This window comes from Rhodococcus sp. OS5, from assembly GCF_056837585.1.
Map to the genome: position 1 here is coordinate 4,341,671 of NZ_CM166368.1, position 13,330 is coordinate 4,355,000.

The following is a 13,330-nucleotide window of genomic DNA, read 5'->3' on the forward strand; positions in this document are numbered from 1 at the left end:
GTCAGGCGGCCGGAGTACCGGCGGCGTAGCGGTTGGGAACGTCGATGGGTAGGCCAAGCAGTCCGCGAAGATTCGTCTGCGGATACTCGGTGCGGAATACGCTGCGTCGCTGCAATTCAGGTACCAGCTCACCTGCGATCGCGTCGAGGTCGTCCACGACGACGCCCGGCCGCAACCGGAAGCCGTCGATTCCCAACTGCTGCCACCGGAACAGAAGATCTGCCAACTCAGCCGCGGTGCCGGTGAAGGTCAGCGCGTCCGAACGGTATTCGGCGCCGGCCTGCGCGTCGAGGCGAGCGAGCCGTTCCTTTCCGGTTTCTTCCGGAGCATCGAAGAATACGACGATGTCGGTGAAGACCCGAAGCGGTTCGCCGGTGCGCTGCACGTGTTCTTCGGCTGCTCGCACTTCACCCAGGATTGCCGTGACCTGCTCGTCGTCGAACGGCGTCACGAACACCAGATCGGCCGTCCGCGCCGCCAGCTCGTACGCGACCCGCTGATGAGCCAATGCGGTGACGACGGGATGCCCCTGCGGCGGGCGCGGAGTCACCGACGGTCCACGGACCGAGAGGTACTTTCCCTCGAAGTCGATGTAGTGCAGCTTGTCCCGGTCGATGAATCGGCGCTGCTCCACATCACGGATCTCGGCGTCGTCCTCCCAACTGTCCCAGAGTCTCCGGACGACGTCGGCTGCCTCCGCAGCTTCGTCGAACAGCGCGCGCACGAAGTCCGGGAGGACGCCTGAAACGATCGACTGACGGTCGGCATCGGTGAGCGCTGGGATGTCGCGGCGCCCGAAATGTGCTGCCTCGGATTCCGACGCCGACACCTTCACCTGCCACCCGGCGCGACCGCGCGAGGTGTAGTCCAGCGTGGCAACGGCTTTGGACACGTGGAACGGTTCGGTGTGAATGGTGGTGATGGTCGGGATCAACCCGATGTTGCTCGTGATCGGTGCCAGGCGGGCGGCCACGAGATGTGCGTCGAGCCGAGCGCGCACCCGGTCAACCGCGTCGTCGACAGGCTCGAGTGGGTTGGCTGGCACCGAGAGACTGTCCTCGATGGTGACGAAATCGAGCAGACCACGCTCGGCGGTCGTCACCACGTCAGTCCAATACGACGCGCTGAACAGCTCACTCGGGCGCGAGTGCGGCTCTCGCCAGGCTGCAGGGTGCCAACCGGCACCGTCCAGCGCTACGGCGAGATGCAACGGAGCAAGATGAGAAGAAGGGGTGGAGGTCATCGGCGCATACTCCTGTTCGAGAACTACTCGGGAGCGCACAGTGCCGACCGCAGAAACCATCAGCACCGGACTGACGGTTCTCGTGGCGACTGCCGCTTGCGACACGCACCGCGCGTATCGCCAGGTGTGATTCCGGGGCACCCCATCGGCATGAAGGGTTGCCGTCCAGCTAGCCGGTCCTTGTTGCTGGAGCTCTGCACCTACCTCGACGGTAGTGAGTACGCGACCGCCCGGCAATCACTCAGAACTGCGCGTGGGTGCCGGAAACCGCCTTCCACCTCAGATGATCGAGCGTGCCGCCTTTTCGCTCTCGAGGATTCGAATGCCGGCAGCACTGAGCCTCCGGGCACCCTCGGCCGCGTCGACGGGCTCACCGACCGTCACGTGCGCGCCGAGTGGAACGACCGAATGAACAATTGTCTCGTCGTACACGTGCACCAGATTGCACCCCTGAGCCCCGTCACGACCACGCTGACCACCGACTTCCACGTTCAAGTCCTGGGTGTAACACGTCGACGACGCCACGGAAACCGGAATGCCGGCGAACGTCGCCGTCGTCGAATAGTGCAGGTGCCCGGCAAGAATCGCCCGGACGTCGCTGCCACGCAAGACGTCTGCCAACCGGGACTGATCGCGCAACTCCACCAGAACCGCGAGATCCTGAATACACGGAACAGGCGGATGATGCAGCGCCAGAATTGTTCCGTCGGGCGCCGGCACCGCCAATTCTGCTCGTAGCCAATCCAATTGGACATCCGTTATCTCACCGTAGTGATGCCCGGGAACCGACGAATCCAGGGTGATCACCCGCAGTCCGTCAAGGTCGTAGACGTTGTCGACGGGATGATCGGTGGCGTCCTCGCCCAACAGCAGAGATCTGAACGTAGGGCGGTCGTCGTGGTTGCCCATCGCCCAGACGACCTGCGCATCGATCTCGGCCGCCACGGGTTCCACGATGGCTTTCAATTCCGCGTATGCGTCGGGGTGTCCCTGGTCGGTCAGGTCGCCGGTGAATATCAGTGCATCCGGGCGTGCGCCCGAGGCCACGATCCCGCTGAGAACTTCCCGCAATCTCGTCGACGCATCCACGGCGTCGTACAACTCCCCCTGAGCCACCAGATGCGTGTCACTGAGGTGCACCAGGAAATGCTTCGGACGCGGGTACTCGGCATTCCGAACGCTCATCGGTCTCTCGCTTCCGCTTGCCGACGCGTAGGCGCCGGTGCGGCACCTACTGATCGTCGAGACTAGTCAACCGACCAACAGTGACTGATCGGGGCACACCCGACGAACACGAAGCGAACTCCCGCGGCGACCCTCGGGATCGAGTAGTTGAAGCTGCGAGTAGTGTGTGGACAGTGTTGTTCCTGACCAGTCGGCGTTACGTCGACCTTCGCCTGCAGGCGAGCGCAATGTGTACGCGCTCGCTCTGACCTGACGCGTACCAGGAAACATTTCTTCGAATCTGCCCGGCCTCTGGTGCCGCGCTGCGTTTCGCTCCCTTGATTTTCGAAAGGCATAGTCATGCCCAGCTCCACCTCCACCGGCGTGCCGGAAAAGTCCACGTCCCGTTTTCCGTCCTGGGCGACGGCATTCGGACCGCAGATCGTCGCCGGTCTCGTACTCGGCGTCATCATCGGTCTCGTCGCCCGGGCAATGCCTGATGCGGCCGACGGCAACGTCAACTGGTTGGTCGGCACCGTGCAGACCATCGGTTCGAGTTACGTCAAGCTGCTCACCGTTGCGGTGATCCCGCTGGTGTTCACCGCCATTGTCAGCTCCATCGCCAACCTGCGCCAGGTCGCCAATGCAGCTCGCCTGGCCGTACAGACCTTGCTCTGGTTCGCGATCACCGCTTTCATCGCTGTGATCATCGGCATCATCGTCGGCCTGATCACCGATCCCGGTTCACGGACCGACGTCGCCGCCGAAGCCGCGAAGGAACCCAAGAGTTCCGGTTCGTGGTGGGCGTTCATCACCGGACTGGTTCCGAACAACTTCCTGGGGTTGGGTGCAAAGACTTCCGTCGCCGAAGGCGTGGCGACTACATCGCTGAGCTTCAACGTCCTGCAGCTGCTCGTCATCGCCGGCGCAATCGGCATTGCTGCACTGAAGATCGGCCCCAAGGCTGCGCCGTTCCTCGAGTTCAACGCTTCGCTGCTCGCGATCGTCCAGAAGGTCCTGTGGTGGATCATTCGCCTCGCCCCAATCGGTACGGCCGCACTGATCGCCAACGCTGTCGCCACCTACGGCTGGGATGCAATCGGCTCGCTCGGCGTATTCACCGCGGCCATCTACATCGGTCTGGCCATCGTCTTCTTCGTGGTCTACCCCATCCTGATTGCCGCGCACGGCCTCTCGGTCCGAAGCTTCTTCTCCGGTGTCTGGCCTGCAACTCAACTCGGCTTCGTCTCGCGCTCGTCGATCGGCACTCTGCCTCTGACCGAACGCGTCACCGAACGCAACCTCGGTGTTCCTCGTGAGTACGCCTCGTTCGCCGTTCCGCTCGGTGCCACCACGAAGATGGACGGTTGCGCCGCAATCTATCCCGCGATCGCGGCGATCTTCGTCGCAGGCTTCTACGACGTTCCGTTGACCTTCACCGACTACCTGTTGATCGTCGTCGTTTCGGTCATCGGCTCGGCAGCAACGGCCGGAACCACCGGTGCGACAGTCATGCTCACACTCACGCTCTCCACCCTGGGTCTTCCCCTTGCCGGCGTCGGACTGCTCCTCGCAGTCGAACCGATCGTCGACATGGGCCGCACCGCAGTCAACGTCACCGGCCAGGCTCTGGTTCCGGTCATCGTCGCAAAGCGTGAGGGAATCCTCGACAAGGAGCGCTTCGACGCTCCCCGCAACGGTGATCCCTTCGCCGAGGAACTTGTCGACGCGTAACCCTCGATGACAACAGCAGCGTCCCCGCACCTGAGCAATACGTTGCGGGGACGCTGCTTTTCACCCCAGATTTCACCCTTACCGAAATAAACCATTTGGTCGTTATGACCAGTATGCTCAGCCGGCACAGCCCTCAGAAGTGGAAGGGCTGCCCAGTTGAACACGAGGTCACATGAAGCTCCGCCGTCTGGCATTCAGCGTCGCAGGTTGCGCCGCAATCACTCTGGTTGCCGCACCCGCCGCTCAGGCATCCACGGTTTTCGATTTCCTACCGATCGAGATCGCACGCATGATTCCGACTGGCTCTGCCGACGCAGTCCAGCCGTTCCTTCCCCCGGTCTTCGCACCGCCGGCGCCGCCCGCTCCGCAAGCGCCCCAGAACCAGCCGGCGCCGCAGAACACTCCCGCACCAGCGCGGTACTACCAGAACTGCACAGCCGTTCGTAATGCCGGCGCAGCTCCGTTGTACCGGGGCCAGAACGGATACGCCCCGCATCTCGACCGCGACAACGACGGCATCGCCTGCGAGTGATCCAACGCTCGGGTTGTGGTGCATCCACAACCCGAGCACTGTTGTCGAACCGTCAGACGCCCAATGCCCGGGACAGAGTCGGCCACGCCTTCGGCAGTCGTTCACGCCAATACGCCCACGCGTGCGTGCCGTTCGGCTCGTAATCCACCTGCGCCGGAATCTTCAGCTCCTGCAACCGCGCGTCGAACATCTTGGTGCAGGCGTGGGCGGCAACCTCGATGCCGCCGCCGATCACCAGACGCTCGAGCAGTTCAGGAGTCTGCAGCGTCTCGTCGGACCCGGGACGACCGTTTGCAGTCGACACGTAGATTTCCTTGCCACGCAACTTCTTTGCGTTGATCAACGAATCGTGTGCCTCCCACTCCGGTCCCCCTGGCACACCCCAGATGTTGGCCGGATCTCCACTTCGAGACGATATCGTGGCCTGGACGGCAGTTCGGCCGAGCGGATCCATCGTGGAATAGCAGCCGCTGAACACGGCAACGCCGCGGTACATGTCCGGAAAGCGTTGGGCGAGCATCATTGCGCCCATCGCGCCCATGGAATTGCCGGCAATCGCGTTGATTCCGTTGGTCTCGAGTCGCGCGTCGATCAGCGGTGGCAACTCCTCGGTGATGAAGGTTTCCCACTTGTGCAGTCCCAGCCGCGGATCCGGATTCTCCCAGTCCGAGTACAGGCTCGCGATTCCGCCATTGAGCATCACGACGTTGACGTTCTTGTCGGCGAAGAACGCCGGGGCGCCGCCGATCGTCATCCATCCGCTGCTTTTCTCTCCGGCGTCGACACCCTCGAGCATGTACAGCGCTGGGCGCGGAACCGAATTGTCAGCGGGTAGCAAAATCTCGACGCCGACCTCGCGTCGAAGTGCAGGCGACGCCACCGTCAGCCTGACCGCCTGTGGTGCGGTCACCTTCTCGCCGACGATGGCCGGGACGACGATGTCGTCGCGCAGGTCCGGTTTGGGGCCCGGATCCTCCTGAAGTGGTCCCGGGATCGTCGACCCCGAGCTCACGCTTCCCTCGACGCTGCCCAGACTTCCCGAGCTTCCCGAACTACCCGAGCTTCCGGAACTCGGCGCTGCCGTCGACAGTCCGCCCAATTGCAAAGAAAGTGCACAGACGGCCAAACACACCGCACCTGTGCGCGCAGATCGAATCCACGCACGCCGCTCAGTCCTCATGAAACTCCCAAACCAGTCAAAGATGTTTCCGTGAACATACCGTGCAGTTCGGACTTTCTTGGACAAACGACCACGACAAGATCTGTCGGTCGCCGCTACTAGGCTGGCCCCCGTGCAACCGGATTCAGTCAGGGCCCTCGACCTCGACCGAATTCGCGCTGTCGTGGGCACAACCACCTACGAACGTGGACTTGTCTACCTGCGGCAGAATGCAGTCGAATCCATCGGATGGAACGACACCGCTGACACCTTGACCGGCGCTGTATCGGGAACTGCGCGAGAGCCGTACACCTGCACGATTTCGGTAAGTCGCAGCGCGGCCGGTACAGCAACGTTCACGCGTGGCCTCTGCACGTGTCCCGTGCGGATGAACTGCAAGCACGTAGTCGCGTTGGTGCTCGCAGCGGTTGCCGAGGCGAACAAGACTCCACAACACCTCGGATGGGACAGCGCGCTCGAGGAGTTGCTCCGACCAGACCCGGCCGGCCGTACTACACGTGGACTTGGCATTCAATTCACCACCCGAACCAAGGGCGCATCGACACGGCTCATCATCAAACCCGTACAACCAGGAGCGAGAGGGTGGATCTCCGGCGGGCTCGCCTGGAACAAACTCGGAAGCACTTTTCAGTTCCCCGCAGATCACCTCCGGGTTCTACGCGACATACATCTCCTCCACAGCGCCGGCAACTTCTACCGAAATCAAAATGCCGCGGAAATCGATCTTGCCGGGTTCGCGAGCCCGCAACTCTGGTCGCTTCTTCGTGAGGCCATCAGCGTCGGCGTTTCACTCGTTCACTCGAAGGCCGGCCTCGGCAACATCTCCCTACTCGACGATGCCAGCATCTGCCTCGACGTCCACGGAGCGGAAGACAACAACCTCCGTCTCACTCCCCGAATTCAGACCGATGGGCACATCATCACCCATTCCGACTGGGGACTTGTCGGTACACCGGCACATGGTGTCTTCGCGCTCGACGCCGCCAACGCGATCACGCTCGCACCACTGCACACGCCGGTCACCCACCAATTGAGGCAGTTGATCGACTCCGGAAAGTCAGTCGACATACCCGCCGAGCATCGGGATACGTTCACTTCGCGGTTCGTGTTCAAACTCGGAAGCCTCGCTCCCGTCCTATCTTCCGACGGTGCTTACAACCCACCGACTGTGTCCGGTCCTCGGCTACAACTGATGGCCACTTACGAAGGCGACCACCGCATCGACATCGAGTCGGCATGGAAGTACACCGTCGATGCCGACGAACTGATCATTTCTACCGCCGATGCAACCACCGACGAGTCCGAGGTCCGCAATCACGCTGCCGAAGATGCCATCACTAACAGCCTCGGCGCGGCCGCGGCGAAGGCCACTCTCGCGGGAACTTTGACCGGCCTCGATTCCATGCAGTTCACACTCGACCTCCTGCCCCAACTCGAAGCGCACGACGCCATCGACCTCACGGTTGCAGGAACCCCCGCCGACTACCGGCCTGCAGACGACGCTGTCGTGATCGGCCTCAGCACATCAGCCCCCGACGGGGACAGCGGATCCGACTGGTTCGACCTCGATGTCACCGTCGATGTTGCGGGACAAAGCGTTCCGTTCACAACACTGTTCTCTGCTCTGAGCAAGGGCGAGACTCACATACTGCTACCGGACGGCGCCTTCTTTCGGCTCGACGCACCTGAACTACTCGGCCTGCACCGTCTCATCACCGAAGCGCGGTCGCTACTCGATCGGCCTACCGGCAAACTCGGGATCAGCAAATTTCAGGCCGGACTGTGGGAAGAATTGACGGCGCTCGGAAGAGTCGAACATCAAGCAGCAGCATGGAAGAAGCAGATCGCAGGATTGCTCGGCAGTTCGGGCATCGATCCGGTCGAAGTCCCGGACACGTTGACGGCAACGCTACGTCCCTATCAGGTCGACGGATTCCGTTGGCTCAATTTCCTGCGCCAGCACAGCTTGGGCGGCATACTCGCCGACGACATGGGCCTGGGCAAGACACTGCAGACCCTCGCAATGATCTGCGCTGCAAGGCAATCGAATCCAGCCGCGCCTCCCTTTCTGATCGTCGCACCCACCAGCGTCGTATCCAACTGGAAGTCCGAAGTGGCGAAGTTCGCACCGACCCTCCACACCGCTGTCATCACGGACACGCTGCGCCGCAGAAAAACCGATCTGGCCGCACTCGTCGACGGGGCGGACATCGTCGTGACGTCGTACGCCCTCTTCCGCCTCGACACCGATGCGTATTCCGCGGGCCGCTGGTCCGGACTGGTACTCGACGAAGCCCAATTCGCCAAGAACCACAAGTCCAAGGTCCACCAGTGCGCGAGGGCGGTGAACGCACCGTTCAAACTCGCGATCACCGGAACACCCATGGAGAACAATCTCATGGAGTTGTGGTCGCTGCTCGCGATCACTGCACCGGGACTGTTTCCCAGCCCCACCACCTTCACCGATTTCTACCGCACTCCCATCGAAAAAGACGGTGATGCAGAACGATTGGCGCAACTGCGACGACGCGTCAAACCGCTGATGGTGCGGCGCACCAAGGAACAGGTGGCTGCGGACTTGCCGCCCAAGCAGGAGCAGGTACTCGAGATCGAGTTGCATCCGAGCCATCGCGCGATATACGACACCCACCTGCAACGCGAACGGCAGAAGATTCTCGGACTGCTCGACGACGTCGACAAGAACCGATTCACGATCCTGCAATCGCTGACGCTGCTACGCCAACTCAGTCTCGACGTCTCGCTGGTCGACGAGGAAAGCGGACCCGTCCCATCGGCCAAGGTCGACGCTCTCGTCGAGCAATTGGACGACGTCATTGCCGGCGGACACCGTGCGTTGATCTTCAGCCAATTCACCGGGTTCCTCGGTTCTGTCCGCAACCGACTCGACGAGGAAAGAATTCCGTACAGCTATCTCGACGGTTCGACGCGCAATCGCGGTGAAGTGTTGGAGGAGTTCAAGTCTGGTGCAGTCCCCGTCTTCCTGATCAGCCTCAAGGCTGGCGGCTTCGGCCTCAATCTCACCGAGGCCGACTACTGCTTCATTCTCGACCCCTGGTGGAACCCGGCCGCCGAGGCACAAGCGGTCGACCGTACTCACCGCATCGGGCAGACACGAAACGTCATGGTCTACCGCCTCATTGCCAAAGACACCATCGAAGAGAAGGTCATGGCGCTCAAAGCCAAGAAGTCGGCATTGTTCTCGAATGTCATGGATGCCGAAGGCACACTGGGCACCGGACTCGACGCCGAGGATCTTCGCGCGCTGTTCGAGTGAGGTGCCTATTCGGTCGAACCGCACCTACCCGCTCACGGTAATGTGAGTCGCGAACGGACAACACAGAACTCCCGAACGAAGAAATCCACTTCGTTCGAACGAGAGGAACCTGAATGGGCGTCACACTTGCCAAGGGCGGCAACGTATCTCTGTCGAAGGCCGCACCCAATCTGACCAAGGTCGCAGTCGGTCTCGGCTGGGATGCACGCAGCACCAGTGGTGCCGACTTCGACCTCGACGCCAGCGCGTTGGTCACCGGCCCGGAACGCAAGGTCCTTTCCGACCTTCACTTCGTCTTCTACAACAACCTTCGCTCGCCCGACGGATCCATTGAGCACACCGGCGACAACCTCACCGGTGAAGGTGACGGCGACGACGAGGTCATCAACGTCGACCTCCCGGCTGTACCGCCCAACGTCACCAACATCTTCTTCCCCGTCTCGATTCACGACGCCGATGCGCGACTCCAGTCCTTCGGACAGGTCACCAACGCCTACATCCGCGTCGTAGATCTGTCGAACGGCTCCGAACTGGCACGCTACGACCTCTCCGAAGATGCATCCACCGAGACAGCCATGCTTTTCGGTGAGCTCTACCGCCACAATGGCGAATGGAAGTTCCGTGCAGTCGGACAGGGATACGCATCGGGACTGGCCGGAATTGCCCGCGACTACGGCGTGAACATCTGATCTCTATCGGTACACGAAACGGGGTTCGATTCGGCATTGCCGGATCGAACCCCGTTTCGGTTGTCTGTGTCGACGCGCGAGTTAACGCCGCAGGATCGCCCTCGCGAGGTGAACAGCCCAGGGCGAGTCCGCTTTGCTGCCGAACTTCCCCAGCTCGTACCCCGTAGCGCCGATCAATCCGAGCACCTCTACGGTGCTCCCGGACGTGTCACGTCTGGAAGTCTGAGCTCCAGCCATCAGGATGCTCGACGACCGAATCGACTCCAGCGCTCCCGCGACGAAACGATGACGATCCGCCGGCGACATGCCGGCGGCTACGGCAAGGAGGACAAGGAGTTCCACCGCTCTCTGCGAGCCGCCGGGCGCAACCGGAACTCCCTCGACGATCACCGACCACGTCATTGACGCGTCCCGCTCTGCCAACTGTCCCCGCTTCGTCAGAACAATCTGCCCTTTGTGCTTTCGCACCAGGCCGAACTTCTTGAGCACTGCGAAGAGTGATCGCCCTTGGGGAAGGTTTACAGGTCCCAGTTCAGGTTCGTCGAGCATCGCGTCGACCGTCGTGAAGAAATCACCGGCACCGATCCCTTCGACACCGATCAGAGCCAGAACCGCTTGAAGGCGTTGGCCCGCCTCGACGTGGACCAACTCCCCGATTGCCGACTGATCGTCAATGCCTGCTCGGGCGAGGACCGCGTGCAGTTCCGGGACTCGCGAGGGTCCCAGGCATTCGACGAGCTTTGCAATGTCGTACGACGCAGCGATCTCGTCCGGTCTAGGACTATGCAGTCGATTATTGACCTCAGCGATCTCGAATCGTGTCGGCTCGAAATCAGTTTGTGGCCATTCGAGGGTCCATTCATGGGAGCGCAGCTTCTCCGAAGCGAGAACACCGAGGAGTTGCTCGTACTCGTCAGGTCCGACACATTCCTCCGGCGGACAAGCACCGCGACCCGCGGCACACACAACTTGGAACCCTTCGGGCAGTACTTCGGAAGATTCAAGTGTCAGCGTGTGGCGCCAGTTCCCGAAGCGTCCGTAGCGATAACTGATTTCATCGCCAGGCGAGACCATGACCTCGTCCAGGCGTACCGCGGACTCTACGATCGCCGCTCGGCCGGCCCGACGCTGCTCGGCGTTGCTCCCGGAAGCTACGTACTCTTCGACCTCGCCGGGAAATCGGCTGCCGGACTTGGACCACGCGTGCGATTGACGGTCACTCCACCCCATTGCCCGTTGAACCACCGAATGCAGGTCATCCAGATTCAGATCCGACGCGACGAGGATTCGTCGCCAGATCTGAGTGGAAACATTGTCGACACTGATACGTATCGCGTATTGCGCCGGTACCGCGCGCCTCTTCGAACGCAACGATCGCGCAATCTGAATGCCCCCACGCCCTCCGCCAGCTTCTTGTACAAACCTTTGCAGTTCTTCAGGTTCCGTCGGAACGAGTCGCAAATGCGACACCCTCGAGCTGCTCAACCCCACCATGAGACTCAGCCTAGGCCAAAGTGCTAGGGACGAAGGCACAAAATCGGAGAGTACTTCGGACTTATGAGACGGTTCACAATCTATACCTTGGCTAACAAGTCGCTACGTGCATCGGCGACGGCATCTTCCTCGCCCAATCCCTGCCCTGATGGTGTGAACGTACCGTTCCCCTCGTCTAAGAGGGTGAGCGTGTCGTTCACTCGATCCCGGACGGGGTGGTGAGTCGGCGGCGTGCCCGCCCCTGATGGTGCGAACGGTACGTTGGGTCGATCTGAGGCGACGACAGTGCCGTTCGCTCGAAGTCGGGGCCGGCGAAGGTACTTTCGGGTGATGGTGGTGGGGTGTTTTGGGTACGAGAAAGCCCCCCAACCATCACTGGTTGGGGGGCTTCTCTAATGTGTGTTCGGCGGTGTCCTACTCTCCCACACCCTGTCGAGTGCAGTACCATCGGCGCTGAAGGGCTTAGCTTCCGGGTTCGGAATGGGACCGGGCGTTTCCCCTTCGCTATGACCGCCGTAACTCTATGAAACTGTCACAGTAACCTTCTTCTGATCACCTGGTTTCACCACCCGTCAACACCAGTTTCTGGTGTTGGGGGATGGAGAAAGCAGGGTTTCTCATCAGTATCTGTGTGTTGTTTCAGATACCGCACAGTGGACGCGTAGCTTCTTTGTGGTAAGTCCTCGGCCTATTAGTACCAGTCACCTGCATGCATTACTGCACTTCCAGTTCTGGCCTATCAACCCGGTGGTCTGCCGGGGGCCTTACCCCCTCGAGGGGGTGAGAAACCTCATCTTGGAACAGGCTTCCCGCTTAGATGCTTTCAGCGGTTATCCCTTCCGAACGTAGCTAACCAGCGGTGCTCCTGGCGGAACAACTGGCACACCAGAGGTTCGTCCGTCCCGGTCCTCTCGTACTAGGGACAGCCTTCCTCAAGTTTCTAACGCGCGCGGCGGATAGAGACCGAACTGTCTCACGACGTTCTAAACCCAGCTCGCGTGCCGCTTTAATGGGCGAACAGCCCAACCCTTGGGACCTACTCCAGCCCCAGGATGCGACGAGCCGACATCGAGGTGCCAAACCATCCCGTCGATATGGACTCTTGGGGAAGATCAGCCTGTTATCCCCGGGGTACCTTTTATCCGTTGAGCGACACCGCTTCCACTTGCCGGTGCCGGATCACTAGTCCCGACTTTCGTCCCTGCTCGACCTGTCAGTCTCACAGTCAAGCTCCCTTGTGCACTTGCACTCGACACCTGATTGCCAACCAGGCTGAGGGAACCTTTGGGCGCCTCCGTTACATTTTGGGAGGCAACCGCCCCAGTTAAACTACCCACCAGGCACTGTCCCTGAACCAGATCATGGTCCGAGGTTAGAGGTCCAATTCGATCAGAGTGGTATTTCAACAACGACTCCACGATAACTGGCGTCACCGCTTCACAGTCTCCCACCTATCCTACACAAACCGAACCGAACACCAATACCAAGCTGTAGTGAAGGTCCCGGGGTCTTTTCGTCCTGCCGCGCGTAACGAGCATCTTTACTCGTAATGCAATTTCGCCGAGTCTACGGTTGAGACAGCTGAGAAGTCGTTACGCCATTCGTGCAGGTCGGAACTTACCCGACAAGGAATTTCGCTACCTTAGGATGGTTATAGTTACCACCGCCGTTTACTGGGGCTTAAATTCTCAGCTTCGCTCCCGAAGGAACTAACCGGTCCTCTTAACCTTCCAGCACCGGGCAGGCGTCAGTCCGTATACATCGTCTTACGACTTCGCACGGACCTGTGTTTTTAGTAAACAGTCGCTTCTCACTGGTCTCTGCGGCCCCACCCAGCTCAGACAGTAAATGTCGTCACCAGACAGGGCCCCCCTTCTCCCGAAGTTACGGGGGCATTTTGCCGAGTTCCTTAACCATAGTTATCTCGATCGCCTTAGTATTCTCTACCTGACCACCTGTGTCGGTTTGGGGTACGGGCCGTGTGAAAGCTCGCTAGAGG

At 60.9% G+C, this 13,330-nt stretch carries 8 protein-coding genes, 2 rRNA genes and 1 riboswitch (1 of these 11 only partly in view); of the genes, 4 read left to right on the forward strand and 6 right to left on the reverse strand.

The window, feature by feature from the left end; all coding sequences use genetic code 11:
- Position 1: 1 nt before the first annotated feature.
- On the reverse strand, positions 2 to 1,243 hold the full coding sequence (locus ACVZUB_RS20125; protein WP_245361465.1) for an LLM class flavin-dependent oxidoreductase: 1,242 nt from the start codon (positions 1,241 to 1,243) through the stop codon (positions 2 to 4).
- 87 nt (positions 1,244 to 1,330) lie between these two features.
- Positions 1,331 to 1,444: riboswitch (SAM riboswitch) on the reverse strand.
- Between the two features lie 78 nt (positions 1,445 to 1,522).
- Positions 1,523 to 2,428 carry a phosphodiesterase gene (locus ACVZUB_RS20130; protein ID WP_083059554.1) on the reverse strand — a complete coding sequence of 302 codons (906 nt, stop codon included), beginning with the start codon at positions 2,426 to 2,428 and terminating at the stop codon, positions 1,523 to 1,525.
- 339 nt (positions 2,429 to 2,767) lie between these two features.
- Between ACVZUB_RS20130 and ACVZUB_RS20135 the strand changes: the two genes are divergently transcribed.
- Complete coding sequence (locus tag ACVZUB_RS20135) at positions 2,768 to 4,141, forward strand: dicarboxylate/amino acid:cation symporter (protein WP_003940669.1); 1,374 nt, start codon at positions 2,768 to 2,770, stop codon at positions 4,139 to 4,141.
- A 172-nt stretch (positions 4,142 to 4,313) separates the two neighbouring features.
- Entirely contained in the window at positions 4,314 to 4,673 is a 360-nt protein-coding gene (locus ACVZUB_RS20140; RefSeq protein ID WP_003940648.1) for an excalibur calcium-binding domain-containing protein, read from the forward strand.
- A gap of 52 nt (positions 4,674 to 4,725) precedes the next feature.
- On the opposite strand, the gene ACVZUB_RS20145 is transcribed toward ACVZUB_RS20140, so the two are convergent.
- A complete protein-coding gene (locus ACVZUB_RS20145) occupies positions 4,726 to 5,853 on the reverse strand; it encodes an alpha/beta hydrolase (protein WP_482627696.1) in 1,128 nt (375 codons plus the stop codon).
- Positions 5,854 to 5,965: 112 nt separating this feature from the next.
- Between ACVZUB_RS20145 and ACVZUB_RS20150 the strand changes: the two genes are divergently transcribed.
- Positions 5,966 to 9,148 (forward strand): DEAD/DEAH box helicase, encoded by a 3,183-nt coding sequence (locus ACVZUB_RS20150; RefSeq protein ID WP_482627697.1) that lies wholly within the window; start codon positions 5,966 to 5,968, stop codon positions 9,146 to 9,148.
- A gap of 113 nt (positions 9,149 to 9,261) precedes the next feature.
- On the forward strand, positions 9,262 to 9,837 hold the full coding sequence (locus ACVZUB_RS20155) for a TerD family protein (protein ID WP_003940660.1): 576 nt from the start codon (positions 9,262 to 9,264) through the stop codon (positions 9,835 to 9,837).
- A gap of 81 nt (positions 9,838 to 9,918) precedes the next feature.
- On the opposite strand, the gene ACVZUB_RS20160 is transcribed toward ACVZUB_RS20155, so the two are convergent.
- From ACVZUB_RS20160 to ACVZUB_RS20170, 3 genes are all read right to left on the reverse strand, one after another.
- The gene (locus tag ACVZUB_RS20160; protein WP_482627698.1) at positions 9,919 to 11,208 is read right to left on the reverse strand and encodes a plasmid pRiA4b ORF-3 family protein; all 1,290 of its coding nucleotides are present in this window, start codon (positions 11,206 to 11,208) and stop codon (positions 9,919 to 9,921) included.
- Between the two features lie 524 nt (positions 11,209 to 11,732).
- A 5S ribosomal RNA gene (gene rrf / locus ACVZUB_RS20165) occupies positions 11,733 to 11,849 on the reverse strand.
- 153 nt (positions 11,850 to 12,002) lie between these two features.
- A 23S ribosomal RNA gene (locus tag ACVZUB_RS20170) occupies positions 12,003 to 13,330 on the reverse strand; it runs 1,808 nt beyond the window's last position.

Bases quoted from the DNA above. Each gene is read 5' to 3' on its own strand.
- ACVZUB_RS20140 (WP_003940648.1), top strand. From the start codon at position 4,314: ATGAAGCTCCGCCGTCTGGCATTCAGCGTCGCAGGTTGCGCCGCAATC.
- ACVZUB_RS20125 (WP_245361465.1), bottom strand. From the start codon at position 1,243: ATGACCTCCACCCCTTCTTCTCATCTTGCTCCGTTGCATCTCGCCGTA.
- ACVZUB_RS20130 (WP_083059554.1), bottom strand. From the start codon at position 2,428: ATGAGCGTTCGGAATGCCGAGTACCCGCGTCCGAAGCATTTCCTGGTG.
- ACVZUB_RS20145 (WP_482627696.1), bottom strand. From the start codon at position 5,853: ATGAGGACTGAGCGGCGTGCGTGGATTCGATCTGCGCGCACAGGTGCG.
- ACVZUB_RS20135 (WP_003940669.1), top strand. From the start codon at position 2,768: ATGCCCAGCTCCACCTCCACCGGCGTGCCGGAAAAGTCCACGTCCCGT.
- ACVZUB_RS20155 (WP_003940660.1), top strand. From the start codon at position 9,262: ATGGGCGTCACACTTGCCAAGGGCGGCAACGTATCTCTGTCGAAGGCC.